Source organism: Pseudomonas sp. GW531-T4, assembly GCF_017349615.1.
Lineage (GTDB): Bacteria > Pseudomonadota > Gammaproteobacteria > Pseudomonadales > Pseudomonadaceae > Aquipseudomonas > Aquipseudomonas chlororaphis_I.
Window position 1 is genome coordinate 26,463 of the sequence record NZ_JACMZT010000006.1, and the last position, 26,498, is coordinate 52,960.

Annotated in this window: 24 protein-coding genes; 2 read left to right on the forward strand and 22 right to left on the reverse strand. The window is 61.9% G+C overall.

The genetic code is table 11. The features are described 5' to 3' along the window. The first annotated feature begins 10 nt into the window (after nucleotides 1–10). Together J4D28_RS06415 and J4D28_RS06420 are read left to right on the forward strand one after the other, a co-directional pair. A complete protein-coding gene (locus J4D28_RS06415) occupies nucleotides 11–283 on the forward strand; it encodes a DUF2160 domain-containing protein (protein WP_009049795.1) in 273 nt (90 codons plus the stop codon). 163 nt (nucleotides 284–446) lie between these two features. After that, nucleotides 447–2,189, forward strand: a complete 1,743-nt coding sequence (locus J4D28_RS06420; RefSeq protein ID WP_028682814.1) for an ABC transporter substrate-binding protein — start codon at nucleotides 447–449, stop codon at nucleotides 2,187–2,189. A 166-nt stretch (nucleotides 2,190–2,355) separates the two neighbouring features. Here J4D28_RS06420 and J4D28_RS06425 read toward each other — a convergent pair whose 3' ends face one another. The 22 genes from J4D28_RS06425 to mnmA all read right to left on the reverse strand — a co-directional run bounded on the left by J4D28_RS06425 (nucleotide 2,356) and on the right by mnmA (nucleotide 26,476). After that, nucleotides 2,356–2,670: a DNA-binding transcriptional regulator gene (locus J4D28_RS06425; RefSeq protein ID WP_009049793.1), complete on the reverse strand. Its 315-nt coding sequence runs from the start codon at nucleotides 2,668–2,670 to the stop codon at nucleotides 2,356–2,358. Continuing rightward, nucleotides 2,660–3,010, reverse strand: a complete 351-nt coding sequence (locus J4D28_RS06430; RefSeq protein ID WP_041986396.1) for a toxin — start codon at nucleotides 3,008–3,010, stop codon at nucleotides 2,660–2,662. The genes J4D28_RS06425 and J4D28_RS06430 overlap by 11 nt, the downstream gene beginning before the upstream one ends. Before the next feature lie 246 nt (nucleotides 3,011–3,256). Further along, a complete protein-coding gene (gene nuoN / locus J4D28_RS06435; RefSeq protein WP_007929613.1) occupies nucleotides 3,257–4,720 on the reverse strand; it encodes an NADH-quinone oxidoreductase subunit NuoN in 1,464 nt (487 codons plus the stop codon). A 7-nt stretch (nucleotides 4,721–4,727) separates the two neighbouring features. Next, nucleotides 4,728–6,260 carry an NADH-quinone oxidoreductase subunit M gene (nuoM, locus tag J4D28_RS06440; protein ID WP_009049790.1) on the reverse strand — a complete coding sequence of 511 codons (1,533 nt, stop codon included), beginning with the start codon at nucleotides 6,258–6,260 and terminating at the stop codon, nucleotides 4,728–4,730. A 39-nt stretch (nucleotides 6,261–6,299) separates the two neighbouring features. Then, entirely contained in the window at nucleotides 6,300–8,153 is a 1,854-nt protein-coding gene (nuoL, locus tag J4D28_RS06445) for an NADH-quinone oxidoreductase subunit L (protein ID WP_009049789.1), read from the reverse strand. Next, nucleotides 8,150–8,458 (reverse strand): NADH-quinone oxidoreductase subunit NuoK, encoded by a 309-nt coding sequence (gene nuoK / locus J4D28_RS06450; protein ID WP_023964387.1) that lies wholly within the window; start codon nucleotides 8,456–8,458, stop codon nucleotides 8,150–8,152. The genes nuoL and nuoK overlap by 4 nt, the downstream gene beginning before the upstream one ends. 13 nt (nucleotides 8,459–8,471) lie before the next feature. After that, the gene (nuoJ, locus tag J4D28_RS06455; protein ID WP_009049787.1) at nucleotides 8,472–8,972 is read right to left on the reverse strand and encodes an NADH-quinone oxidoreductase subunit J; all 501 of its coding nucleotides are present in this window, start codon (nucleotides 8,970–8,972) and stop codon (nucleotides 8,472–8,474) included. A 9-nt stretch (nucleotides 8,973–8,981) separates the two neighbouring features. Further along, entirely contained in the window at nucleotides 8,982–9,530 is a 549-nt protein-coding gene (nuoI, locus tag J4D28_RS06460) for an NADH-quinone oxidoreductase subunit NuoI (protein ID WP_003223795.1), read from the reverse strand. An 11-nt stretch (nucleotides 9,531–9,541) separates the two neighbouring features. Beyond that, a complete protein-coding gene (nuoH, locus tag J4D28_RS06465; protein WP_007929607.1) occupies nucleotides 9,542–10,549 on the reverse strand; it encodes an NADH-quinone oxidoreductase subunit NuoH in 1,008 nt (335 codons plus the stop codon). Further along, nucleotides 10,546–13,260 (reverse strand): NADH-quinone oxidoreductase subunit NuoG, encoded by a 2,715-nt coding sequence (gene nuoG, locus J4D28_RS06470; protein WP_103331604.1) that lies wholly within the window; start codon nucleotides 13,258–13,260, stop codon nucleotides 10,546–10,548. The genes nuoH and nuoG overlap by 4 nt, the downstream gene beginning before the upstream one ends. 125 nt (nucleotides 13,261–13,385) lie before the next feature. After that, a complete protein-coding gene (gene nuoF, locus J4D28_RS06475; RefSeq protein WP_009049785.1) occupies nucleotides 13,386–14,744 on the reverse strand; it encodes an NADH-quinone oxidoreductase subunit NuoF in 1,359 nt (452 codons plus the stop codon). Further along, a complete protein-coding gene (gene nuoE, locus J4D28_RS06480; protein WP_009044589.1) occupies nucleotides 14,741–15,238 on the reverse strand; it encodes an NADH-quinone oxidoreductase subunit NuoE in 498 nt (165 codons plus the stop codon). Before nuoE ends, nuoF begins: the two co-directional genes overlap by 4 nt. Before the next feature lie 2 nt (nucleotides 15,239–15,240). Further along, on the reverse strand, nucleotides 15,241–17,022 hold the full coding sequence (gene nuoC, locus J4D28_RS06485) for an NADH-quinone oxidoreductase subunit C/D (protein WP_009049783.1): 1,782 nt from the start codon (nucleotides 17,020–17,022) through the stop codon (nucleotides 15,241–15,243). A 72-nt stretch (nucleotides 17,023–17,094) separates the two neighbouring features. Next, complete coding sequence (locus J4D28_RS06490; protein WP_007929186.1) at nucleotides 17,095–17,769, reverse strand: NADH-quinone oxidoreductase subunit B family protein; 675 nt, start codon at nucleotides 17,767–17,769, stop codon at nucleotides 17,095–17,097. A 10-nt stretch (nucleotides 17,770–17,779) separates the two neighbouring features. Beyond that, nucleotides 17,780–18,193 carry an NADH-quinone oxidoreductase subunit A gene (locus J4D28_RS06495; RefSeq protein ID WP_007929187.1) on the reverse strand — a complete coding sequence of 138 codons (414 nt, stop codon included), beginning with the start codon at nucleotides 18,191–18,193 and terminating at the stop codon, nucleotides 17,780–17,782. A gap of 597 nt (nucleotides 18,194–18,790) precedes the next feature. Beyond that, nucleotides 18,791–20,116 (reverse strand): isocitrate lyase, encoded by a 1,326-nt coding sequence (gene aceA, locus J4D28_RS06500; protein WP_007929188.1) that lies wholly within the window; start codon nucleotides 20,114–20,116, stop codon nucleotides 18,791–18,793. Between the two features lie 499 nt (nucleotides 20,117–20,615). Next, nucleotides 20,616–21,371 (reverse strand): secretin N-terminal domain-containing protein, encoded by a 756-nt coding sequence (locus J4D28_RS06505; protein WP_103331605.1) that lies wholly within the window; start codon nucleotides 21,369–21,371, stop codon nucleotides 20,616–20,618. 196 nt (nucleotides 21,372–21,567) lie between these two features. Beyond that, the gene (locus tag J4D28_RS06510) at nucleotides 21,568–21,993 is read right to left on the reverse strand and encodes a GNAT family N-acetyltransferase (protein WP_041986238.1); all 426 of its coding nucleotides are present in this window, start codon (nucleotides 21,991–21,993) and stop codon (nucleotides 21,568–21,570) included. Continuing rightward, nucleotides 21,986–23,152, reverse strand: a complete 1,167-nt coding sequence (locus J4D28_RS06515) for a cupin domain-containing protein (RefSeq protein WP_016701891.1) — start codon at nucleotides 23,150–23,152, stop codon at nucleotides 21,986–21,988. Before J4D28_RS06515 ends, J4D28_RS06510 begins: the two co-directional genes overlap by 8 nt. A gap of 82 nt (nucleotides 23,153–23,234) precedes the next feature. Then, complete coding sequence (gene purB / locus J4D28_RS06520) at nucleotides 23,235–24,605, reverse strand: adenylosuccinate lyase (protein WP_007929192.1); 1,371 nt, start codon at nucleotides 24,603–24,605, stop codon at nucleotides 23,235–23,237. Between the two features lie 126 nt (nucleotides 24,606–24,731). Further along, nucleotides 24,732–25,355, reverse strand: a complete 624-nt coding sequence (gene hflD, locus J4D28_RS06525) for a high frequency lysogenization protein HflD (RefSeq protein ID WP_009049779.1) — start codon at nucleotides 25,353–25,355, stop codon at nucleotides 24,732–24,734. Further along, nucleotides 25,352–26,476: a tRNA 2-thiouridine(34) synthase MnmA gene (mnmA, locus tag J4D28_RS06530; protein WP_009049778.1), complete on the reverse strand. Its 1,125-nt coding sequence runs from the start codon at nucleotides 26,474–26,476 to the stop codon at nucleotides 25,352–25,354. Before mnmA ends, hflD begins: the two co-directional genes overlap by 4 nt. Nucleotides 26,477–26,498 lie beyond the last annotated feature (22 nt).

Genomic DNA, 26,498 nt, shown 5'->3' on the forward strand with positions numbered 1-26,498 from the left:
GGATCCGTTGATGGAATGGATGAACTGGACCGCCCCGACGGCGGCATTCTTCGGTGTCATTGCCTTGATCCTGCTGGGCATGACCACGTGGGAATTACGTTCGCCGAGTATCCCTCGGCGCGGCTTCCTGCCGATTGCCACCACCCGTGGCGATCGCCTGTTTATCGGTCTTCTCGGCAGCGCCTACCTGCATCTGCTGGTAATCGGCGTCACCGACTGGAGCATCTGGGTGGCGTTCGTGCTGTCCCTGGTGTGGCTGTTGGCTGTGATGCGTTGGGGCTAATGCTGATACCCATTCCTGTAGGAGCGAGCTTGCTCGCGAAGAATTCCAGCGCGCCGCGTACAGGCTGGTTCTACGCGTCATCGTTAGCGACCTTCGCGAGCAAGCTCGCTCCTACAGGGAGGTATTGGTATCGGTCCTCTTTGAACTTAACCGGGAGGTCTCTATGTTCGACAAAAACAATAAGCTGCGACATAGCGTTTCATTGGCGGCCATGCTGGCTCTGAGCGGCTTGAGCGCGACGGCCTGGGCCGACGCCTATGAGGACGCCGCGAAAAAATGGATCGGCAGCGAGTTCAAGCCATCCACCCTGACTGCGGAGCAACAGCTGGAAGAGCTGAAGTGGTTTATCAAGGCGTCCGAGCCGTTTCGCGGGATGAAGATCAACGTGGTCTCTGAGACCATCGCCACCCATGAATACGAGTCCAAGGTGCTGGCCAAGGCCTTCAGTGAAATCACCGGGATCAAGCTGACCCACGACCTGCTGCAGGAAGGCGACGTGGTGGAGAAGCTGCAGACCCAGATGCAGTCGGACAAGAATATCTATGACGGCTGGGTCAACGACTCCGACCTGATCGGCACGCACTTCCGTTATGGCAAGACCGAATCCATCACCGACCTGATGGCCAACGAGGGCAAGGACTACACCTCGCCGACCCTGGACATCAAGGACTTCATCGGCATCTCCTTCACCACCGCGCCGGACGGCAAGATCTACCAGTTGCCCGACCAGCAGTTCGCCAACCTGTACTGGTTCCGCGCCGACTGGTTCGAGCGGGCCGACCTGAAAGCCAAGTTCAAGGAGAAGTACGGCTACGAGCTGGGTGTGCCGGTGAACTGGTCGGCCTATGAGGACATCGCCAAGTTCTTCAGCGAAGACGTCAAGGAGATCGACGGCAAGCGGGTCTACGGGCATATGGACTACGGCAAGAAGGATCCGTCCCTGGGCTGGCGCTTCACCGATGCCTGGTTCTCCATGGCCGGCGGTGGCGACAAGGGCTTGCCCAACGGTTTGCCGGTGGACGAGTGGGGGATCCGCGTCGAGGATTGCCATCCGGTGGGCTCCAGCGTGACCCGCGGCGGCGACACCAACGGCCCGGCGGCGGTGTTCGCCACCACCAAGTACGTCGACTGGATGAAAAAGTACGCGCCACCGGAAGCGGCGGGCATGACTTTCTCCGAATCCGGGCCGGTGCCGTCCCAGGGCAATATCGCCCAGCAGATCTTCTGGTACACCGCCTTCACCGCCGACATGACCAAGCCGGGCCTGGCGGTGATGAACGCCGACGGCACGCCGAAATGGCGCATGGCGCCGTCGCCCAAGGGGCCGTACTGGGAGGAGGGCATGAAGCTGGGGTATCAGGACGCCGGCTCCTGGACCTTCCTCAAGTCCACCCCGGAGAAACAGAAACTCGCGGCCTGGCTCTATGCCCAGTTCGTGACCTCGAAAACCGTGTCGCTGAAGAAAACCATCGTCGGCCTGACACCGATCCGCGAGTCGGACATCAACTCCCAGGCGATGACCGACCTGGCGCCGAAACTCGGTGGCCTGGTGGAGTTCTATCGCAGTCCGGCCCGCGTGCAGTGGACGCCGACCGGCACCAACGTGCCGGACTATCCACGCCTGGCACAGCTGTGGTGGAGCCATATCGCCGAAGCGGCCAGCGGCGAGAAAACCCCGCAACAGGCACTCGATGGCCTGGCCAAGGATCAGGACGCAATCATGACCCGGCTCGAGCGCTCGAAAGCCCAGGCCACCTGCGCCCCGAAAATGAACCCCGAGCGCGACGCGCAATACTGGTTCGACCAACCGGGCGCGCCGAAACCGAAACTGGCCAACGAGAAACCCCAGGGCGAGACCGTGAGCTACAACGAACTGCTCAAGTCGTGGGAGGCGGCGCGCAAGTAAGGTTGTGGATCGGTAATGCGCAACGGCACCTTCGGGTGCCGTTCTGTTTTGGGAGCTGTAGTGCCCGGACCATTGTTATCGCGGGCAAGCCTCGCTCCTACAGAAGAAGGTGATCCGTCGGAGCGAGGCTTGCCCGCGATGACGTCCTGCGAACCAGTGCAGACCTTCAGGCCAATGCTGCCAGCCGCTCCACCGTATCGGGAAAACGCTGTACCAGGCGGATCAGGGTAGTGGCCTGAGCGTTGGGTTTTGCCCGTCCTTGCTCCCAGTTCTCCAGGGTCCGAGTATTGGTGCGCAGGTACATGGCAAATACCGATCTGGACAGGTTCAACTGCTCGCGCACGGCCAGCACTTCTTCAGCGGTGATCGGGAGCAGCGCGTTCAGCTTGACCTTGTAGGTGCGCAGCGTGAGCTTGCCTTGGCGCTCTTTGGCCAGGGCGTCGAAACCTTCGACCAGTTCGGAAAAGATGTCACGTTTCATGATGGGTTCTCGCCTCGACTTCTCTGTTCAGCAGTTGCTTGAGCAGTTTTTTCTGATGGGGTGTCAGGTCGTTCTGCTCGTTCTTTGCGTAAAGGGTGAAGAGCCAGAATTGGGCGCCTCCGGACCACCAGTAATAAATCACCCGGATCCCGCCGCGTTTGCCCTTGTGCCGTCGCTCATCGACAAAGCGGATCTTGCGCAAGCCATCGGTTCCCTCGATGAGATCTCCGGCTTCGGGGGCTTTCAGCAACTCAAGCTGCAAGCTACGAAAAAGCTCGTCGTCCAGGTAGTCCTGTCGATGGCGTTGGAACGGGGGCAGCTCAATAAAAAGTGCGTCCATGATCTGTACGTAATCTGCGTATATTTTTGGTTGAATGGGTCGAGAGGTCAAGGCGTTGCGCATGGCGCTCGTCGCCTTTTAATGACCTTAGACTTGGCAATCAGGATGAGACGTAGGACGCGTCTTTAAAGCCTGAAAGGCAATTCCTTTCAGATGGCAGGAGGAAGGGCAGGGTGGTTTTTCTTTGGAAAACAAAACGGCGCCCGAAGGCGCCGTCTTGTTTTGCTGCGGATCGTTCTTGAGCGATCAGCCCGCCAGACCGGATTGCTGGACCAGGATCAGCAGCGGTTGTGGGTAGACGCCGAGGAAGAACGCCAGGACCGCGATGGCCAGCAGCATCACGCCGCCGGCTTTCTGTTCCCAGTGCAGTTGGGCGTCGACGCGGCGCAGGTTCGGCTCGATCAGGTACAGGGTGACCATGACGCGCAGGTAGTAGAACACGCCGATGGCGCTGCCCAGGACCAGGGAACCGACCAGCCACCATTGGTGCGCTTCGACACCGGTGGCAATGATGTAGAACTTGCCGATGAAGCCCGCGGTCAGCGGGATACCGGCCAGGGACAGCATCATCACGGTCAGTACGGCGGTCAGGTACGGACGACGCCAGAACAGGCCGCGGTACTCGTACAGGGCATCCGCATCGCGACCCTTGTAAGGCGAGGACATCAGGGTGATCACGCCGAAGGCGCCGAGGCTGGTGATCACGTAGGTGACCAGGTAGACGCCGATGGCTTCCATCGCCAGGCCCTTGCTCGCCACCAGGGCGATCAGCAGGTAACCGAAGTGGGCGATGGACGAGTAACCCAGCAGACGCTTGAGGTTGCTCTGGGTCAGCGCCAGCAGGTTACCGAACAGGATCGAGGCAATCGCGATCAGGGTCAGCACGGTGTTCAGGACACCGCTGCTGGCCACCGGCGAGATCTGGAACAGACGCACCATCACCGCGAACACCGCCACCTTGCTCGCGGTGGCCAGGAAGGCCGCCACAGGCGCCGGAGCGCCTTCGTAGACGTCCGGGGTCCACAGGTGGAAGGGCACCAGCGACAGCTTGAACGCCAGGCCGATCAGCATCATGCCCAGGCCCAGTTGGGCCAGCGGGCTAGGCAGGCCGGTCGCGGCCAGGGCCTGACCGATGCCGTTGAAGCTCAGGCTGCCGGCTTCGGCGTAGAGCAGGGCCATGCCGAACAGCAGGAACGCGGAACCGGCGGCCGACAGCACCATGTACTTGATGCCGGCTTCCAGCGAACGCTTGTTGAAGAAGGCATAAGCCACCAGGCCGTAGACCGGTACCGAGAGCAGTTCCAGGCCGATGAACAAGCCGGCCAGGTGTTGCGCGCTGACCAGGACCAGGCCGCCGGCGGCGGCCATCAGGATCAGCAGGTACAGTTCTTCGCGATTGCCTGGGTAGCCGGTGCCGCCGTCGCCCAGGTAGGCGTGGGCGAGGGTGACGCAGGCCAGGGTGGCCACCAGGATCAGCGCCATGTACAGGCAGGCGAACTGGTCGATCTGCAGCAATGGAGTCACCGCCAGAGGGGTGACTTTCAGGGCCGGCAGGATCGACAGCAACGCCAGGTTCAGACCGGCGACCGACAGCAGGAAGGTTTGCGAATGGTTGCGACGCCAGGCGATAGCCAGCATCACCACAATGATGGTGAGGCTGGTGATCAACAGCGGCGCAAGCGCGATAAAGTGTTGAATCGTAAAGTCCATAGCGCTCTTACCGGGCCGAAGCGAGTTGAGTGAAGGCGGTGCCGAGCCATTGCTGCACGCCACTCATCGTGGCGGCAGAGGTATCGAGGAACGGTTGCGGGTAGATGCCGATGTAGATCAGCAGCGCCGCCAGTCCGACCACCATGATCAGTTCGCGAGCGTCCATGCCGTGCAGGACCGCGTCCGACTTGGCCGGGCCGAAGTAGGCGCGGTGAATCATGATCAGCGAATAGACCGAACCGAACACCAGGCCGGAAGTCGCGAGCACGGTGACCCATGGCGCGCTGGCGAAGGTACCGATCAGGATCAGGAATTCGCCGACGAAGTTACCGGTCGCCGGCAAGCCCAGCGAGGCTGCTGCGAAGAACAGGCTGATGGCTGGCAGGTAGGCGATCTTCGACCACAGGCCACCCATTTCACGCATGTCGCGGGTGTGGGTGCGTTCGTACAGCTGGCCGCACAGGATAAAGAGTGCCGCCGCCGACAGACCGTGGGCCAGCATCTGGATCACCGCGCCCTGCAGGGCCAGCTGGCTGCCGGAGTAGATGCCGATCAGCACGAAGCCCATGTGCGAAACGCTGGAGAATGCCACCAGGCGCTTGATGTCGGTCTGGGCGAAGGCCAGGAAGGCACCGTAGAAGATGCCGATCAGACCCAGGGTCATGGCGATTGGTGCGAACTCGGCCGAGGCGTTCGGGAACAGCGGCAGGGCGAAGCGCAGCAGGCCATAGGCCGCGGTCTTCAGCAGGATCCCCGCGAGGTCCACGGAACCCGCGGTCGGTGCCTGGGCGTGGGCATCGGGCAGCCAGGAGTGGAACGGTACCACTGGCAGCTTCACCGCGAAGGCGATGAAGAAACCGAGCATCAGCACGTACTCGGTAGTGGTCGACATCTTGGTCTTCAACAGGTCGGCGTAGTTGAAGGTAATCACGCCGGTGTCGTTGAAGTTGACCAGTACCAGACCGAGGATCGCCACCAGCATGATCAGGCCGGAAGCCTGAGTGAAGATGAAGAACTTGGTCGCGGCGTAGATCCGGGTTTTCTTGCCATCCGAAGAACTGTGACCCCAGAGCGCGATGAGGAAGTACATCGGCACCAGCATCATTTCCCAGAAGAAGAAGAACATGAACAGGTCGAGGGCGAGGAACACGCCGACGACACCGCCCAGGATCCACATCAGGTTCAGGTGGAAGAAGCCCACGTGACGCTGGATCTCTTTCCAGGAACAGAGGACGGAAAGCACGCCCAGGAGGCCGGTCAGCAGGATCATCAACAGCGACAGGCCGTCGAGGGCCAGGTGCACGTTGATGCCGAAGCGCTCGATCCAGACGTGCTTGAACTCCAGGGTCCAGGTCGGATCGGCGCCAGGCGCCGGAGCGAGTGAATAGTCGCCGTGGGCCCACAGCCAGAGGCCGAGGCTGAGCAACAGGGACATGGTGATCAGCGCAATCCAGCGGGGGAGGGTGGCGCCGAAGCGCTCACCCATCCAGCACAGCAGGCCGCCGATGAAGGGGATCAGGATTAGCCAAGGCAGAATCATGACGGGCTCAATTCCTTTCGCAAGTTCGCAAGGTTCATATCAGACCGCTACCAGCACGACGGCGCCGATAACCAGCACGGCACCAGCAGCCATCGAGGCGGCGTACCAACGCAGTTGACCGGTTTCCGTACGGCTCAGGGAGTTGTGGCCCCCTTTGGCCAGGCGCGGGATCAGACCGATGGTCTGGTCGAGCGGGTCTTTGCGCAGTACATGGCTGATCGCCAGATATGGTTTGACGAACAGTTTGTCGTAGATCCAGTCGAAGCCCCAGGCAGCGAACCACCAGGCCGAGAGGAGGCGGCCGATGCCGCTGTTGGCGATGGCGGTAACGAAGCGACGCTTGCCGAGGAACAGCAGCGCGGCCAGCAGGATACCGGCGATGGCGATGGCGCCGGACGCGAGTTCCAGGCTGTGCTTGGCTTCGCCGCCGGCATGGCCGACGCTGAGTGGCAGCACACCGTGCAGCGGTGGGGTGATCATGGCGCCGACGGCGGTCGACAGAACGATCAGCACCGACAGCGGCAGCCAGTGGCTGATGCCGTGGCCGGCGTGGGCTTCGGTCTTGGCTTCACCGTGGAAGGTGATGAAGATCAGGCGGAAGGTGTACAGCGAGGTCATGAAAGCCCCCACCAGACCGGCATACAGCAGGCCATGGTTACCGCTGGCGAAGGCTTCCCAGAGGATCTCGTCCTTGGAGTAGAAACCGGCGGTGACCAGTGGCAGGGCCGCCAGGGCCGCGCCGCCGACGATGAAGCTGGCGTAGGCCAGCGGCAGTTTCTTCCACAGGCCGCCCATCTTGAAGATGTTCTGCTCGTGGTGGCAGGCAACGATCACCGCACCGGAGGCAAGGAACAGCAGGGCCTTGAAGAAGGCGTGGGTCATCAGGTGGAAGATCGCGCCGTCCCAGGCACCAACGCCCAGGGCCAGGAACATGTAGCCGATCTGGCTCATGGTCGAGTAGGCGAGGATCCGCTTGATGTCGGTCTGTACCAGCGCGGCGAAGCCGGCCAGCACCAGGGTCACGCCACCGACGACGCCCACCAGGTGCAGGATGTCCGGCGCCAGGGCGAACAGGCCGTGGGTACGGGCGATCAGGTAGACACCGGCGGTCACCATGGTTGCGGCGTGGATCAGTGCCGAAACCGGGGTAGGACCGGCCATCGCATCCGCCAGCCAGGTCTGCAGCGGCAGCTGGGCGGATTTACCGACCGCGCCACCCAGCAGCATCAGGGTCGCCAGGACGATCCAGAAGTCGCCGGCCTGGAACTTCGCAGGCGCCGCGACCAGCAGTTGCTGGATGTTCAGCGTACCCAGCTGCTGGAACAGGATGAACAGGCCGATGGCCATGAACACGTCGCCGATGCGGGTGACGATGAAGGCCTTGAGTGCCGCGTTACCGTTGTTGCGGTTGCTGTAGTAGAAACCGATCAGCAGGTACGAACACAGGCCCACGCCTTCCCAGCCGAAGTACAGGAACAACAGGTCGTCGCCGAGCACCAGGAACAGCATGCTGGCGATGAACAGGTTGGTGTAGGCGAAGAAGCGCGAGTAACCGTCTTCACCGCGCATGTACCAGGACGCGAACAGGTGGATCAGGAAACCCACGCCCACCACCACGCCGAGCATGGTCACGGACAGGCCGTCCAGGTACAGGGCGAAGGTTGGCTTGAAGTCGCCAACGGTCATCCACTGCCACAGCACCTGGGTGTAGTGGCCACCTTCCGGCGGAGCGACATTGAATTGCCAGATCACATAAGCCGCGACAATCGCCGACAGGCCAACGGAGCCGACACCGATCAGGGCGGCGAGGTTTTCCGAGAGGCGTCCACGGGAGAACGACAGCAGCAGAAAACCGATCAGGGGGAACAGGAAAGTCAGATAGAGAAGGTTCATCCGCGCATCTCGCTGGCAGCGTCGATATCGAGAGTGTGGAAGCGGCGATACAGCTGCAACAGGATCGCCAGGCCAATACTGGCCTCGGCGGCTGCCAGGCTGATCACCAGGATGAACATGACCTGTCCATCCGGCTGCGCCCAGCGGCTACCGGCGACGATGAAGGCCAGGGCGGAGGCGTTCATCATCACCTCCAGGCTCATCAGCACGAAGAGAATGTTGCGGCGCACCATCAGGCCGACCAGGCCGAGGCAGAACAGGATGCCGGCAACGGCCATGCCATGCTCCAGAGGGATAGTTCCGATAGTAGGCATGGTCTTACTCCTTCGCCTCGTTGCGGCCCAGGTGGAACGCCGTGACGGCTGCGGCGAGCAGCAGCATCGAGGCGAGTTCGACCACCAGCAGATAAGGACCGAACAGGCTGATGCCCACGGCCTTGGCGTCCACGGTGGTGTGGCCGATACCGGTGCCGCTCTGGTGGCTGAACAGCACGTACAGCAGTTCCACCAGCAGCAGGGCGGCGAGCACCACCGGCCCGAGCCAGATCCCCGGCTTGAGCCAGATCCGCTCCTGCTGAACCGAGGCGGGGCCCAGGTTCAGCATCATCACCACGAACACGAACAGCACCATGATGGCGCCGGCATAGGCGATCACTTCCAGCACGCCGGCGAACGGTGCGCCGAGGCTGAAGAACGTCATCGCCACGGCGATCAGCGAAATGATCAGGTAGAGCAGGGCGTGCACAGGGTTGGTGTTGGTCACCACACGTAGCGTGGAGACAACGGCGACACCTGACGCGAAATAGAAAGCGAATTCCATCTTTCTTCCTTAAGGCAGCAAGCTCTTCACGTTGATCGGCTCGGCTTCGTTTTGCGCGGAGCCCTTTGGCTTACCGGCAATGGCCATACCTGCAACACGATAGAAGTTGTAATCAGGGTTCTTTCCGGGACCGGAGATCAGCAGATCTTCTTTCTCGTAAACCAGGTCCTGACGTTTGAACTCGGCCATCTCGAAATCCGGGGTCAGCTGGATCGCGGTGGTCGGGCAGGCTTCCTCGCAGAGGCCGCAGAAGATGCAACGCGAGAAGTTGATGCGGAAGAAGTCCGGGTACCAGCGACCGTCTTCGGTTTCAGCTTTCTGCAGCGAGATGCAACCCACCGGGCACGCCACGGCGCACAGGTTGCAGGCTACGCAACGCTCTTCGCCATCGGGGTCGCGGGTCAGTACGATGCGGCCACGGTAGCGGGGCGGCAGGTAGACCGGCTCTTCCGGGTATTGCAGGGTGTCGCGCTTGCGAAAGCCATGGCCGAAGACCATCACCAGGCTGCGCAGTTGGGTACCAGTACCCTTAACGATGTCGCCAATATATTTGAACATGGGTCAAATCCTCACTGAACCGCGCCCGCTGGCGTGTTCAACAACACAAGCGCAGCAGTCACCAGCAAATTGATCAGGGTCAGCGGCAGGCAGAATTTCCAGCTGAAGTCCATCACCTGGTCATAACGCGGACGCGGGATGGAAGCCCGCAGCAGGATGAACAGCATGATGAAGAACGCGGTCTTCAGGGCGAACCAGACGAAGGACAGTTGCGGCAGGATGCCGAACGGACCGTGCCAGCCACCGAAGAACAGGGTGACCAGCAGTGCCGAGATCAGGATGATGCCGATGTACTCGCCAACGAAGAACATGCCCCATTTCATGCCGGCGTATTCAATGTGGTAACCGTCGGCCAGTTCCTGTTCCGCTTCCGGCTGGTCGAACGGGTGACGGTGAGTCACGGCCACGCCAGCGATGAAGAAGGTACAGAAGCCGAAGAACTGCGGAATGATGAACCACAGGTTCTGCGCCTGGTAGTCGACGATGTCGCGCATGTTGAACGAACCGACCTGGGCCACGATGCCCATCAGCGCCAGGCCCATGAACACTTCATAGGACACGGTCTGGGCCGAGGCCCGCAGGCTGCCGAGCAGGGCGAACTTGTTGTTGCTCGACCAGCCGGCGAACAGCACAGCGTAGACCGACAGGCCGGCCATGGCGAAGAAGAACAGCAGGCCGATGTTCAGGTCCGCCACGCCCCAGGTCGGGGTGATCGGGATGATCGCGAACGCGATCAGCAAGGCGCTCATGGCCACGACCGGTGCCAGGGTGAAGATCACCTTGTCGGCAAACGGCGGGGTCCAGTCTTCCTTGAAGAACATCTTCAGCATGTCGGCGGCGATCTGGAACATGCCGAACGGGCCAACGCGGTTCGGACCGTAACGGTCCTGCCACCAGCCCAGCAGGCGACGCTCGACAAAGCTGAGCAGGGCACCGGCGACCACCACGGCCAGCATGATGACCAGGGCTTTGACGACCGCCAGGATCACGTCGATCACTTCAGGGGTGAACCAGGTCATTGCGCTGCCTCCTGCAGACCGTCAACGGATTTGCCAAAGAACGCCGGAGGAATGCCCGCCAGGCCGGCCGGCAGGGCCACCAGGCCAGCGCCCAGCTCGTCGTTGATGCGCAGCGGCAGACGCAGGGTCTGGCCCGCCACGTTCACGGCGAGCAGCGCGCCATCGTTGACACCCAGGCGATCGGCTTCGGACTTGGCCAGGGAAACGTAGGCGGCCGGGATGCGTTCCTGGACCGGAGCGGCTTTCGAAGAGTTCTCTTCGCTGCCGAACAGGTGGTAGAACGGCACCGCCTGCCAGGTGCCCTGGGCAGGGGAGAAGGCGCGCGGCACGCTGGCGAACCAGCCGAGTCTGTCGCCCTGGCTTTCGATCAGGCGGGTGCCCGGATCACCGGCACGCAGGTGGCCACCGACTTCGTCCTGGAACTTGTTCCAGGCTTGCGGCGAGTTCCAGCCCGGCGACCAGGCGAACGGCACCTGGGAGCGTGGCTCCACGGAGCCCGAGTAACCTTCCATGGAGAAGGAGAACGCGGTGTCCTGGTCCTGCGGGGTACGTGGCTCGTGCACGCTGATGTCGGCGCGCATGGCGGTACGGCCGCTGTAACGCAGCGGTTCGCGGGCCAGCTTCAGGCCCTTGATGCGGAACGACGCCGATGGCGCGGCATCGACGATGCGCGCCAGTTGCGGGTCGCTCTGGGCGCAGGCGGCGGTCACGTGGTCCAGTTGGGTCCAGTCCACCGGCTTGTTCAGCAGGGTAGAGCGCAGGGCATGCAGCCAGCGCCAGCCTTCGTGAACCAGGATGCTGGCATCCATATAGGTCGGATCGAACACCTGGAAGAAGCGCTGGGCACGGCCCTCCTGGCTGACCAGGGTGCCGTCGCCTTCGGCGAAGCTGGCCGCTGGCAGGACCAGGTGCGCGCGATCGCTGGTGGCGGTCTTCTGGTGGTCGGCGACGATCACCACTTTCGCGGCGTTCAGCGCAGCATCGACCTTGGCGGCGTCGGTGCGGGTGTACAGATCGTTTTCCAGCACGACCAGGGCGTCGGCCTTACCGTCGATCACCGCTTGCAGCGCGGCGTCCACCGATTCGCCACCGAGCATGGCCAGGCCGAGGCTGTTGGCCTCAGGCACGATCAGGCTGATGGAGCCGTTCTTCTCGCGCAGCTTCAGGGCCTTGGCGATGTTCGCCGCGGCTTCGATCAGCGCCTTGGAACCCAGGGAGGTGCCGGCGATGATCAGTGGGCGCTTGGCGGCGAGGAGGGCGTCGGCGATACGCTTGGCCAGTTCCTGGGCTTCGGCGTCCAGGCCTTCGACGGTCGGGGCACTGGCGTCCAGGGCGTGGGCCACGGCGAAACCGATGCGCGCCAGGTCGTCGGGAGCGGCGTGTACACACTCCTCGGCAACGTCGTCGAGCTTGGTTTCAGCCAGGCTGGCGATGAACAGCGGGTTCAGCGCGTGCTGGCCGATGTTTTTCACCGCGGCGTCGAGCCATGGCTGGACGCGCATGGCGTCGGCCATTTCTTCGGCCTTGCCCTTGACCGACTGGCGCAGGGCCAGGGCCATGCGGGCGGCGGTCTGGGTCAGGTCTTCGCCGAGGACGAACACTGCATCGTGGTCTTCGATGTCGCGCATGGTCGGCACGGGCAGCGGGCTGTTTTTCAGCACTTGCAGGACCAGGCGGATACGCTCCAGCTCGGCGGCTTCGATACCACTGTAGAAGTGCTCGGCGCCTACCAGTTCACGCAGGGCGTAGTTGCTTTCCAGGCTGGCACGAGGCGAACCGATACCGACGATATTGCGGCCGCGCAGCAGGTCGGCGGCCTTGTCCAGCGCCTGGTCCAGGCTCAGCTTGGTGCCGTCGTTCAGCAGCGGCTGGCGTGGACGGTCTGTGCGGTTGACGTAGCCATAGCCGAAACGGCCACGGTCGCACAGGAAGTACTGGTTCACCGAACCATTGTAGCGGTTCTCGATGCGGCGCAGTTCGCCGTAGCGCTCGCCCGGGGAGATGTTGCAACCGCTGGAGCAGCCATGGCAGATGCTCGGCGAGAACTGCATGTCCCATTTGCGGTTGTAGCGCTCGGAGTGAGTCTTGTCGGTGAACACACCGGTCGGGCAGACCTCGGTGAGGTTGCCGGAGAACTCGCTTTCCAGGGTGCCGTCTTCAACGCGACCGAAGTACACGTTGTCGTGGGCGCCGAACACGCCGAGGTCGGTGCCGCCGGCATAGTCCTTGTAGAAACGCACGCAACGGTAGCAGGCGATGCAGCGGTTCATCTCGTGAGCGATGAACGGGCCGAGTTCCTGGTTCTGGTGGGTACGCTTGGTGAAGCGATAACGGCGCTCGTTGTGGCCGGTCATCACGGTCATGTCTTGCAGGTGGCAGTGACCGCCTTCCTCGCAGACCGGGCAGTCGTGCGGGTGGTTGGTCATCAGCCATTCGACGACACTGGCGCGGAAGGCCTTGGATTCTTCATCGTCGATGGAGATCCAGGTGTTGTCGGTGGCGGGCGTCATGCAGGACATGACGATGCGACCACGGGTGTCGTTCTCGTCGGTGTATTGCTTGACCGCGCACTGGCGACAGGCACCGACGCTACCGAGAGCGGGGTGCCAGCAGAAATAAGGGATGTCGAGGCCTAGTGACAGACATGCCTGTAACAGGTTGTCCGCCCCATCGACTTCGAGCGCTTTGCCGTCTACGTGGATAGTGGCCATGGTTCAAAGTTCTTCGTTGGCCCGGTGTCAGCGGGCGTGGCTAATGGAATCTTGGTGCTCGCCTGGCGCGTCGCGGCGTCTTCAGGCGATACGAGGGCGGCACGGACCACCCTCGTTCGATACGTTTACGCGCCGACTACGATCGGCCGGGCCAGGGGCGGGACGACGGCAGCGCTGGTGGCTGCGATGCCGGCCTCGAACTCTGGACGGAAATACTTGATGGCACTGCCCAATGGCTCCACGGCGCCCGGTGCGTGAGCACAGAAGGTCTTGCCTGGGCCGAGGAAACCGACCAGACCCAGCAGGGTCTCGATATCGCCGGCTTGCCCTTCGCCTTTCTCGAGGGCGCGCAGCAGCTTGACGCTCCACGGCAAGCCATCGCGGCAAGGGGTGCAGAAGCCGCAGGATTCGCGGGCAAAGAACTCTTCCATGTTGCGCAGCAGCGACACCATGTTGATGCTGTCGTCGACCGCCATGGCCAGGCCGGTACCCATGCGGGTGCCTACCTTGGCGATGCCACCGGCGTACATCTGTGCATCCAGGTGTTCGGGCAACAGGAAGCCGGTACCGGCGCCGCCTGGCTGCCAGCACTTGAGCTTGAAGCCGTCGCGCATGCCGCCAGCGTAGTCTTCGAACAGCTCGCGCGCGGTCACGCCGAACGGCAGTTCCCACAGGCCAGGGTTCTTCACTTTGCCGGAGAAGCCCATCAGCTTGGTGCCATGGTCTTCACTGCCTTCGCGAGCGAGGGATTTGTACCATTCCACGCCATCGCCGATGATCGCTGGCACGTTGCACAGGGTCTCGACGTTGTTCACGCAGGTCGGCTTGCCCCACACGCCGACGGCGGCAGGGAAGGGCGGCTTGGAGCGCGGGTTGGCGCGACGGCCTTCGAGGGAGTTGATCAGTGCGGTTTCTTCACCGCAGATGTAACGCCCGGCGCCGGTGTGGACGAACAGCTCGAAGTCGAAGCCGCTGCCCAGGATGTTCTTGCCCAGCAGGCCCGCGGCCTTGGCCTCTTCCACAGCACGGTTGAGGTGCTTGGCGGCGGTGGTGTACTCGCCCCGCAGGAAGATGTAGCCACGGTAGGTTTTCAGCGCGCGGGCGCTGATCAGCATGCCTTCGATCAGCAGATGGGGCAGTTGCTCCATCAGCATGCGGTCTTTCCAGGTGTTGGGTTCCATTTCGTCCGCGTTGCACAGCAGGTAGCGGATGTTCATGGATTCGTCTTTGGGCATCAGGCCCCACTTCACGCCAGTGGGGAAGCCTGCGCCGCCGCGGCCCTTGAGGCCGGCGTCCTTGACGGTCTGGACGATGTCGTCCTGGGACAGGTCGGCGAAAGCCTTGCGCGCAGCGGCGTAGCCGTTCTTGGCCTGGTACTCGTCGAGCCATACCGGCTCGCCGTCGTCGCGCAGGCGCCAGGTCAGCGGATGGGTTTCGGGGCTGCGCTGGATGCGGTTGGCAGGGCCGAAGGATGTCAGGGTCATACGTAGCCCTCCAACAGTTTGGCCACGCCAGCAGGCTGCACGTCGCCGAAAGTGTCGTCGTCGATCATCAGCGCCGGGGCCTTGTCGCAGTTGCCCAGGCAGCATACCGGCAGCAGGGTGAAGCGGCCGTCGGCGGTGGTCTGGCCGAGGCCGATGCCCAGCTCGCTCTGGATCTGGCTGACCACGGACTCGTGGCCGCCGATGTAGCAGACCATGCTGTCGCAGACACGGATGATGTGACGGCCGACCGGCTGGCGGAAGATCTGGCTATAGAACGTTGCCACGCCTTCTACGTCGCTGGCCGGGATGCCGAGGATCTCGCCGATGGCGTAGAGGGCGCCATCGGGCACCCAGCCACGTTCCTTCTGGACGATCTTCAGGGCTTCGATAGACGCCGCGCGCGGGTCTTCGTAGTGATGCAGCTCGTGCTCGATGGCCGAGCGCTCGGTTTCGCTGAGGGCGAAACGGTCTGTCTGGATAAGCGGGCTGTTCATGCTTAGCGGTCCACGTCGGCCATAACGAAGTCGATACTACCCAGGTACGCGATCAAGTCCGCGACCATGCTGCCGCGGATCACCGAAGGGATCTGCTGCAGGTGGGCGAAGCTCGGGGTGCGGATCCGGGTGCGGTAGCTCATGGTGCCGCCATCGCTCGTCAGGTAATAACTGTTGATGCCCTTGGTCGCTTCGATCATCTGGAAGGACTCGTTGGCCGGCATGACCGGGCCCCACGAAACCTGCAGGAAGTGCGTGATCAGGGTCTCGATGTGCTGCAGCGTGCGCTCTTTCGGCGGCGGCGTGGTCAGCGGGTGGTCCGCCTTGTACGGGCCTTCCGGCATGTTGCGCAGGCACTGGTCGATGATCTTGATGCTCTGGCGCATCTCTTCGACGCGGACCATGCAGCGGTCGTAGGCATCGCCATTGGCCGCCAGCGGGACTTCGAACTCGAAGTTCTCGTAGCCGGAGTAGGGGCGCGCTTTACGCAGGTCGAAATCGCAACCGGTGGAACGCAGGCCGGCACCGGTGACACCCCATTCCAGGGCTTGCTTGGTGTTGTAGGCGGCGACGCCGATGGTACGACCCTTGAGGATGCTGTTCTGCAGGGCGGCCTTGGTGTATTCGTCGAGGCGCTTGGGCAGCCAGTCGACGAAGTCTTTCACCAGCTTTTCCCAGCCGCGTGGCAGGTCGTGGGCGACGCCGCCGATGCGGTACCAGGCCGGGTGCAGGCGGAAGCCGGTGATGGCTTCGATCACGGTGTAGGCGCGCTGACGGTCGGTGAAGGTGAAGAACACCGGGGTCATGGCGCCGACGTCCTGGATGTAGGTACCCAGGAACAGCAAGTGGCTGGTGATCCGGAAGAACTCGGCCAGCATGATGCGGATGACGTCGACCTTCTCCGGCACCTTGATCCCGGCCAGCTTCTCGACCGAGAGCACGTACGGCAGGTTGTTCATCACGCCGCCGAGGTAGTCGATACGGTCGGTGTACGGAATGAAGCTGTGCCAGGACTGACGCTCGGCCATTTTCTCGGCGCCACGGTGGTGGTAGCCGATGTCCGGTACGCAGTCGACGATCTCTTCGCCGTCCAGCTGCAGGATGATGCGGAAGGCACCGTGAGCCGAAGGGTGGTTCGGGCCCAGGTTGAGGAACATGTAGTCCTCGTTGGCGCCGGAACGCTTCATGCCCCAGTCTTCCGGCTTGAAGCGCGCGGCTTCTTCTTCCAGTTGTTGCTTGGCCAGGGTCAGGCTGAACGGATCGAATTCGGTGGCGCGCGCCGGGAAGTCCTTGCGCAGCGGGTGACCTTCCCAGGTCGGCGGCATCATGATGCGCGACAGGTGAGGGTGGCCGGCGAAGTCGATGCCGAACATGTCCCAGACTTCACGCTCGTACCAGTTGGCGTTCGGCCAGATACCGGTCACGGTCGGCAAGCTGAGGTCGCTCTCGGACAAGGCGACCTTGATCATTACGTCACTATTACGTTCGATCGACAGCAGGTGGTAGAACACGCTGAAGTCGGCGCCTGGCAGCCCTTGGCGCTTGGTGCGCAGACGCTCGTCCACGCCGTGCAGGTCATAGAGCATGACGTACGGCTTGGGCAGGTTGCGCAGGAAGGTCAGGACTTCGACGAGTTTGGCGCGGGTAACCCACAGCACCGGCATGCCGGTGCGGGTGGCCTGGGCGGTGAACGCCTCAGGGCCAAAACGGTTATTGAGTTCGACGACCACATCCTGGTCGTCTGCCTTATAAGGCGGGATGTACAGAGCACTGCCTGTAGTCATGGTTTTTTATCGCTTTCGGTCAACGTAAAGAATGAAGCCAGTTTTTCGTTCTTTGTAAGAAGCGCTCTGGAATCAGACTTCGTCGGGGCTGCGCAGGTTGGTTACCTGAATACGCTGTTCGCGGCGCTGTTCCTTTTGCGACGGCATTTCGGCGCGATACACGCCTTGGTCACCGACGACCCAGGAAAGTGGGCGACGCTCCTGGCCAATCGACTCCTGCAAGAGCATCAGGCCTTGCAGAAAAGCTTCAGGGCGGGGCGGGCAGCCAGGCACGTAGACGTCCACGGGCAGGAACTTGTCCACCCCTTGAACGACGGAATAGATGTCGTACATGCCACCGGAGTTGGCGCACGAACCCATGGAGATGACCCACTTCGGTTCGAGCATTTGCTCGTAGAGACGCTGAATGATCGGCGCCATCTTGATGAAGCAGGTTCCGGCAATAACCATGAAATCCGCCTGGCGCGGTGATGCCCGGATAACTTCGGCGCCGAAGCGCGCGATGTCGTGGGGCGCCGTGAAGGCAGTGGTCATTTCCACGTAGCAGCAGGACAAGCCGAAGTTGTACGGCCACAGGGAGTTCTTACGCCCCCAGTTGACCGCGCCGCTCAGCACGTCTTCCAGCTTGCCCATGAAGATGTTTTTGTGGACTTGATCTTCTAACGGATCGGAAACGGTTTCCCGTTCGCCGATCGGATACTGCTCGTTAGGAGCATCGGGGTCGATCCTGGTGAGATTGTATTGCATCGCCAAAGCCTCATTGTTTTAGCTTCGCCTGCCGCTTACGGCGACCTTCCGGAGCCCAATCAAGAGCCCCCACCCGCCAAAGGTAGACAAGACCTGCCAACAGAATTGCTATGAAAACGAGAGCTTCGACGAATCCGGTCCAGCCGCTTTCGCGGACGGACACAGACCAGGCAAAGAGAAAGAGGGCTTCGATATCGAAGATCACGAAGAGCATCGCGACCAGATAGAATTTGGCTGAGAGCCGCAAGCGGGCGCCACCGGTAGGTAGCATGCCGGACTCGAACGGTTCGTTTTTGCTGCGGCCCCAGGCTTTTGACCCGAGGAGGCTGGAGACGCCGAGCATGAAGGCGCAGAGGCCGCCTACACCCAGAAGGAAAATGGCAAAGCCCCAGTTGTGGGCCATGAGTCCTGTCGCTTCGGGCATGCTGGTAATCCTTAACAGAGAGCAAAGGTCTCTGAGCTTGATAAAGAAATAAAGCAGTGACGATATGTCGCAGTGCAATCAATCGCCGTGATTTTATGGCTAAACACCGGGCAAGTAAATTTTCATGGCGAAATTATTTAGCGGAATAAGGACATGGCTCCTCTTGCAAGCCCCGTAAGCCACGGCCTGTGGGCATTAGCGGGTGTTTTGTTAATTATGTTTTGTCCTCGCTGTAACGAATATCGCCATCTCTAAATGATAATCAATATTATTTGGCGCTGCTTTTAAACAATGATTCCCATGAAGAGCCGCTAAGTTGTCTTTTATATGCTCGTTACTGCAAGTTGCGAGCGGCCCCTTTTACCCGCTTTTTCCTCCACGCATACCGCTCTGGATCAATGTTTTGCCTGATTGGCAATAGGCTCGGGCGAGGTCATCGCGAGCTGGCTCGTTCCTCCTGGAGCTTGGGGTTGGTCGGTGACGCTGCAAAAGTCGCAGGCAAAAAAAACGCCCCGAACCAGTCGGGGCGTCAGATGTGCGGCACTGCAGTTAGCTTTTACCGGGTCTGCAATGGCCGTTTTTCAGCGTGAAGTCGAATCAGTGGAACTGTTCTTCTTCAGTGGAGCCGGTCAGTGCGGTGACCGAAGACGAGCCACCCTGGATCACGGTGGTCATGTCGTCGAAGTATCCGGTGCCCACTTCCTGCTGGTGAGCCACGAAGGTGTAGCCCTTGGCGGCGTCAGCGAATTCCTGCTCCTGCAGCTTCACGTAGGCGGTCATGTCGTTGCGGGCGTAGTCGTGCGCCAGGTTGAACATGCTGTGCCACATGTTGTGAATGCCGGCCAGGGTGATGAACTGGTGCTTGTAGCCCATGGCGGACAGTTCGCGCTGGAACTTGGCGATGGTCGCGTCGTCCAGGTTCTTCTTCCAGTTGAAGGAAGGCGAGCAGTTGTACGACAGGATCTGGTCCGGGTATTCCTTCTTGATCGCTTCGGCGAAGCGACGGGCCTCGTCCAGGTCCGGCTTGGCGGTTTCGCACCAGATCAGGTCGGCGTACGGCGCGTAGGCCAGGCCGCGAGCGATGGCCTGGTCGAGGCCGGCGCGCACTTTATAGAAGCCTTCCTGGGTACGGGTGCCAGTCACGAACGGCTGGTCGTACGGGTCGCAGTCGGAAGTCAGCAGGTCGGCAGCGTTGGCGTCGGTACGGGCCAGGATGATGGTCGGTACGCCGGCAACGTCGGCCGCCAGACGGGCAGCGGTCAGCTTCTGTACGGCTTCCTGGGTCGGAACCAGTACCTTGCCGCCCATGTGGCCGCATTTTTTCACGGAAGCCAGCTGGTCTTCGAAGTGAACGCCGGCAGCGCCTGCTTCGATCATGCTCTTCATCAGCTCGTAGGCGTTCAGCACGCCGCCGAAACCGGCTTCGGCGTCAGCCACGATTGGCGCGAAGTAGTCGATGTAGCCTTCGTCGCCCGGGTTCTTGCCGGATTTCCACTGGATCTGGTCGGCGCGGCGGAACGAGTTGTTGATGCGCTTGACCACGGTCGGCACGGAGTCCACCGGGTACAGCGACTGGTCCGGGTACATCGATTCGGCGGAGTTGTTGTCCGCGGCAACCTGCCAGCCCGACAGGTAGATAGCCTGGATGCCGGCTTTGACTTGCTGTACCGCCTGGCCGCCGGTCAGGGCGCCCATGCAGTTGACGAAATCTTTCTCAGGGCGGAAGGACGGTTTGGCACCCTGGGTCACCAGGTTCCAGAGCTTCTCGGCGCCCATGCGTGCCAGGGTGTGCTCAGGTTGAACCGAGCCACGCAGACGGACAACGTCGGCAGCGGAATAAGTGCGAGTCACGCCTTTCCAGCGCGGGTTTTCAGCCCAGTCTTTTTCAAGGGCTGCAATTTGCTGTTCGCGTGTCAGTGCCATGGAGATAAACCTCGTCGCATAGGTCTGGGGTGGAAAATTCTTGCTCCACCAGATACGCAGGATCAAAGGTGCGTAATTGGCTGCTCGCTGACCAGAAGTCTAGGCGGTCAAGTCGGCTATGGCGCAGATGGCGACGGGTGAACGATGGGCTCAAGGGGAAAGTGAGCAGGTGAGGGCCAGCTGTCGGGCGCATTCGGGCGTCGTGGGCCTTCATACGAACCATCAGTGTGTTGCCGATCTACCTAATTAGCTTCCGTCCCTCGGGACAACCTCGTTCCAGTCGCAATCTCGTCAAACACACCTTGTGGGCGGTACAGACACGAATCGGCTCAGGTGGGTAGGTTAGAGCGGCGATCCGAAGGCCCTTGCCAGGGCCCCTGATTAGCGGGAGCGAGGCCATCATGCCTTCGGTTTTTTGCCTCGTCAAACGTTTTGTAGTGCTTTTTTTATATCACTACATCTTTGGTCTAATACGACTAATCAGTCAGTTTTCGGTGCTTTAGTCCAAGGCGTCGACTTTCACTCGCAAGGTCATGTCATCCCGGCCCTGAGTCGAGTAGCTGCGGGTTCCAGCCTGTTTGTCGGCCTGGTTCTGGCGATTGACGCCGGCCAGGGTGATCCACTCGCCAAGACGGCCGCTGACAGTTGTGTCGGTACTTTGCACATTCACTACATCGGGACGTTCCTGGCTCATTCGGTCACGGTTGGTACTGATGCTCAGGTGAACGGTTTCGCCGGTGACGGTGGCCGTGACGTAGAAGCCCTGGGTGACATTGCGATACTGGGTCTGGTTCTGCAGGCGACCGTAAGGGTCGGTCTGGGTGGTGGTCAGTGGCACGCTCTGGCCGACCTGGATCAGGGCCGGTATGCCTTCGCTGGCCTGAATCTGCTGTATGCCGCCATCGCGGCTGACGGTGCTGTGGGTAATGGTGCGGGTTTGCGGAGCTCCGTTGACCGAATAACCCTGATTGTTCTGGGTGTTGTTTTCGTTGGTGTCGACCGTGATCAGCAGGCGTTTGGCGGCGGTATCCAGTTGCGCGATGAAGGCGCGCAGTTCCTCGATCTTCTCCGGTTCAGCGTTGACGATCAGCTGGTTGCCGTAGGCGCTGACCCGGCCTTCCTTGCCGAGGAAGTTCTGGGCGACGGGCAGCAGGTCGGCGCTGGTGCGGTTGTTCAGGGGCACGATCTCGGTCGCGGCCGTGACTGAAAAGCTCGCAGTCAGCAGCAGCGTCGTGAGCAGGGTGCGTAGGGACATGTCCGTTATCTCCGCTAGGGGTGGAAGCCTTGAGTTTGACAGTTTGTCGGCTCGCGGTGGGGCAAGTTGAATCGCCGATGGCAAAACGCCCCGGCCTCCAGGGAGCCAGCTTAGCTTGCTGGATCCGGGGAGGGCGGGGCGTTTTGTGACGGCTGGCAGGATATCGCCAGCAGGCTCGCTGCTGCGCAGAGCTTGCTCAGGCGCTGCCGCGGACCATGTCGACGTGAGGAATGCCTGCTTCCAGGAATTCCTCGCTGACGATACTGAAGCCCAGGCGCTCGTAGAAGGCGGTGGCCTGAACCTGGGCGCTGAGCATCAGCTGCTTGAGGCCGCGTTTCTCGGCTTCGCCGATCACTGCTTGCATCAGTGCGTCGCCGACCTTCAGGCCGCGCCAGTCCTTGAGGACCGATACCCGGCCGACCTGCCCGTCGGGCAGCAGGCGTGCGGTGCCGATCGGAAAGTCGCCTTCGAGCGCGAGGAAATGCACCGCGCTGTCGTCGTCGGCGTCCCACTCCAGTTCGGGCGGGACGGATTGCTCGACGATGAACACCGCTTCACGAATGCGCCGGATCTCGGCGTTATCCTTTTGCCAGTCTGCGACACGTACGCGAATCTTATTCATCGGCAAATCCCAGGCTTCCTTGCTTGACCAGTTCGCACAGCAGGCCGCGTCCATCGTCGTCCGCCAGCCATGGGCCGAGGTTGTCGAGGTGCAGCGCGTCGGCGGCGCAAATCATCTTCAGCAGTTCACGCAGCTTGCCCGGCAGATAACGGCTCTGGCCGCTGGCGAACAGCAGCAGGTCGTCGTCGACTTCGGACCAGGCCAGGCGCGCGCTCGGGTTGCGGATCAGTATGGCGCCCTGTTCGAGGCTGCCGAGCAGGTCTTCTTCTTCCAGCTCGGGGCCGACCACCAGTTCCGGGTAGCGCGGCTCGGTCATGAACTGGCCGAACCAGGTCAGCAGCATGCGCTCGTCGCTCATGTGCTCGGCCAGCAGGCCCTTGAGGCGGTCGAGGGCGTCGTGCTGGATCTGGTGCGGGTCGCTGACAGGTTGCACGTCGGCGTCGGTATAGCGGTCTTCGTCCGGCAGGTACTGGCTGAGGAAGTCGGTGAAGTGGGTCAGCACTTCGGCGGCGCTCGGGGCGCGGAAGCCCACCGAGTAGGTCATGCAGTCGTTCACCGCGACGCCATAGTGGGCCAGGCGCGGTGGCAGGTAGAGCATGTCGCCGGGTTCCAGGACCCAGCTCTCGGTTTCTTCGAACTCGGCGAGGATACGCAGGTCCGCGTGCTGCAGCAGTGGGCTCTCGGCGTCGCACATCTGGCCGATCTTCCAGTTGCGCTTGCCGTGGCCTTGCAGCAGGAACACATCGTAGTTATCGAAGTGCGGACCGACGTTACCGCCGGGAGCGGCGAAGCTGATCATCACGTCGTCGATGCGCCAGCTCGGCAGGAAGCGGAAATGTTCCAGCAGTTCGGCGACTTCCGGCACGAACTGGTCGACAGCCTGGACCAGCAGGGTCCAGTCACGCTCCGGCAGCTTGCTGAACTCGTCTTCGGCGAACGGGCCGCGGCGCAGTTCCCAAGGGCGTTCGCCGTGTTCGATGACCAGGCGCGACTCGACCTCTTCTTCCAGCGCCAGGCCGGCCAGTTCGTCGGCGTCGATCGGGCTTTCGAAGTCGGGCAGGGCCTGACGGATCAGCAGGGGCTTTTTCTGCCAGTAGTCACGCAGGAATTCCCGTGCGCTGATGCCGCCCAGAAGTTGAAGAGGAATATCAGGATTCATGTGTAACCTATTGAAAAAATGCACTTTTCATACGGGAATAAAAACGCCCGGCGCTGCCGGGCGTCAAAGGTCTTGCCATCGATCAGATGCGTTTGGCTTGGGCCGCGGCATTACCGATGTAGCTGGCCGGGGTGAGCTTTTTCAGCTCGGCCTTGGCGGCTTCAGGCATTTCCAACGCGTCGATGAAGGTCTGCAGCGCTTCAGGGCTGATGCCCTTGCCACGAGTCAGTTCCTTGAGTTTTTCGTACGGGTTTTCGATGTTGTAGCGGCGCATCACAGTCTGGATCGGCTCGGCCAGGACTTCCCAACAGGCATCCAGGTCTTCGGCGATCTTCTGGGCGTTGAGCTCCAGCTTGCTGATGCCTTTGAGGCTGGCTTCGTAAGCGATCACGCTGTGGGCGAAACCGACACCGAGGTTACGCAGGACGGTGGAGTCGGTCAGGTCGCGCTGCCAGCGGGAGATCGGCAGTTTGCTCGCCAGGTGCTGGAACAGCGCGTTGGCGATGCCCAGGTTGCCTTCGGAGTTCTCGAAGTCGATCGGGTTGACCTTGTGCGGCATGGTCGAGGAACCGATTTCGCCGGCAATGGTGCGCTGCTTGAAGTAGCCCAGGGAGATGTAGCCCCAGATATCGCGATCGAAGTCGATCAGGATGGTGTTGAAGCGGGCGATGGCGTCGAACAGCTCGGCGATGTAGTCGTGCGGCTCGATCTGCGTGGTGTACGGGTTGAAGCTCAGGCCCAGCTCGTCTTCGATGAAGGCGCGGGCGTTGGCTTCCCAGTCGATTTCCGGGTAGGCCGACAGGTGCGCGTTGTAGTTGCCCACGGCGCCGTTGATCTTGCCCAGCAGCGGCACGGCGGCGACCTGAGCGATCTGGCGCTCCAGGCGGTACACCACGTTCGCCAGCTCTTTGCCCAGGGTGGTCGGCGAGGCCGGCTGGCCGTGGGTGCGCGACAGCATTGGCACGTCGGCGAAGCGCAGGGCCAGTTCGCGGATGGCCCCGGCGGTCTGGCGCATCAGCGGCAGCATCACCTCGTCGCGGCCTTCGCGCAGCATCAGGGCGTGGGACAGGTTGTTGATGTCCTCGCTGGTGCAGGCGAAGTGGATGAATTCGCTGACGTTCGCCAGTTCAGGCAGCTTGGCGGCCTGTTCCTTGAGCAGGTACTCGATCGCCTTGACGTCGTGGTTGGTGGTGCGTTCGATCTCTTTGACGCGCTCGGCGTGTTCCAGAGAGAAGTTTTCCGCCAGGGTGTTCAGCACAGCGTTGGCTTCGGCGGAGAATGCCGGTACTTCGCTGATGGCGGAATGGGCGGCCAGGCGCTGGAGCCAGCGCACTTCAACCAGGACACGAGCACGGATCAGGCCGTATTCGCTGAAAATGGGGCGCAGGGCCTGGGTTTTGCCGGCGTAGCGGCCGTCAACAGGGGAAACCGCAGTGAGCGAAGAGAGCTGCATGGGGTGTTCTCGGACAGTCGGGCAACGAAATGGGGCGCGTATCATACATGAAAATATCCGCCGGTCCGTTGCCAACTGACCAGCGTCTTACGCGTTACTGACTACAAAAGGTCTTGCGGGCGCAGTTCAGCTGCTGCGCATCAGCGGATAAAGCTCTTTGAGCAGTTTGCGGCGGCTGATCACCAGCTGCCAGCGGTGGCCACCCAACTGGCGCCACAGGCGCGCCGAGCGGATGCCGGCCAACAGCAGGGCGCGGATCTTCGAGGCGTTGCTCGGCTGCTGCAGGTTGCGCATGTCGCCATGCACCTGGATCCGCTGGCGCAGGGTGCTCAGGGTGTCCTGATACAGCGAGCCGCAGGCGGCAATCACGTTTTCGTGGGCCGGGCCGAAATGTTCGACCTGGGACTGAATCTGCGGCAGGCGCTTGCCGATGATTTCCAGCAGGTCGTCGCGCTTGGCCAGCTGGCGCTCGAGACCGAGCATCGACAGGGCATAGCGCAGCGGCTCGCGCTGCAGGGTGCTGGGGTCACGTTCCAGGGCGCCGATCAGGGCGCGATAACCCTCGCGTAGATTGATGTCGTCGCCACCGTAGACTTCCAGGGTGTCTTTCGGGTCGCGGATCAGCAGGCTGCCGAGCATGCAGCTCAAGGCCGCTTCGGTGACCTGGCCGGTCTTGGCGATCTTGTCCACCAGGACGGCGGCGAGAAACACGCCACCCAGTGCCGTCAGTTGTTCCTGGGTCGGGCTCATGCCTTGCTGCTCCAGGGCTCTGCGACTTCGATCACACCGCCGCCCAGACAGATGTCGCCGTCATAGAAGACTACGGATTGGCCAGGGGTGACCGCGCGTTGCGGGTCATCGAAGGTGGCGCGGTAGCCGTTGGCGGTCTTTTCCAGGGTGCAAGGCTGGTCGCTCTGGCGGTAGCGCACTTTCGCGGTGAGGCGGCGCGGTTGGCTCAAGTCGATCGGGTTGACCCAATAGATGTCGGAGGCGAGCAGGGCGCGGGAGAACAGCCACGGGTGATCGTTGCCCTGGCCAACGATCAGCTCGTTGTGTTCCAGGTCCTTGATCAGCACGTACCACGGCTCATCGCCGGCGTCCTTGAGGCCGCCGATGCCCAGGCCCTGGCGCTGGCCGATGGTGTGGTACATCAGGCCGTGGTGACGGCCGATCACTTCACCTTCGGTGGTCTTGATCTCGCCGGGCTGGGCCGGCAGGTATTGCTTGAGGAAGTCGCTGAAGCGTCGCTCACCAATAAAGCAGATACCGGTGGAGTCCTTCTTCTTGGCGGTGGCCAGGTCGTGTTTCTCGGCGATCGCGCGGACTTCGGGCTTTTCCAGCTCGCCGACCGGGAACAGGGTCTTGGCGATCTGCTCGCCGCCGACGGCGTGCAGGAAGTAGCTCTGGTCCTTGTTCGGGTCCAGGCCCTTGAGCAGTTCGGTGCGCCCGTCGATGTCGCGGCGGCGCACATAGTGGCCGGTGGCGATCAGGTCGGCGCCGAGCATCATGGCGTAGTCGAGGAACGCCTTGAACTTGATTTCACGGTTGCACAGGATGTCCGGGTTCGGCGTGCGGCCGGCCTTGTATTCGGCCAGGAAGTGCTCGAACACATTGTCCCAGTACTCGGCGGCGAAGTTAGCGGTGTGCAGCTTGATGCCAATCTTGTCGCACACGGCCTGGGCGTCCGCGAGGTCGTCCATGGCGGTGCAGTACTCGGTTCCGTCGTCTTCCTCCCAGTTCTTCATGAACAGGCCTTCCACCTGGTAACCCTGCTCCATCAGCAGGAGGGCGGAAACGGAAGAGTCCACGCCGCCGGACATGCCGACGATGACGCGCTTCTTTTGGGTGTCAGAAGGGGCTGGATCACGCATAGGAATTTAACGGGTGTCTTGA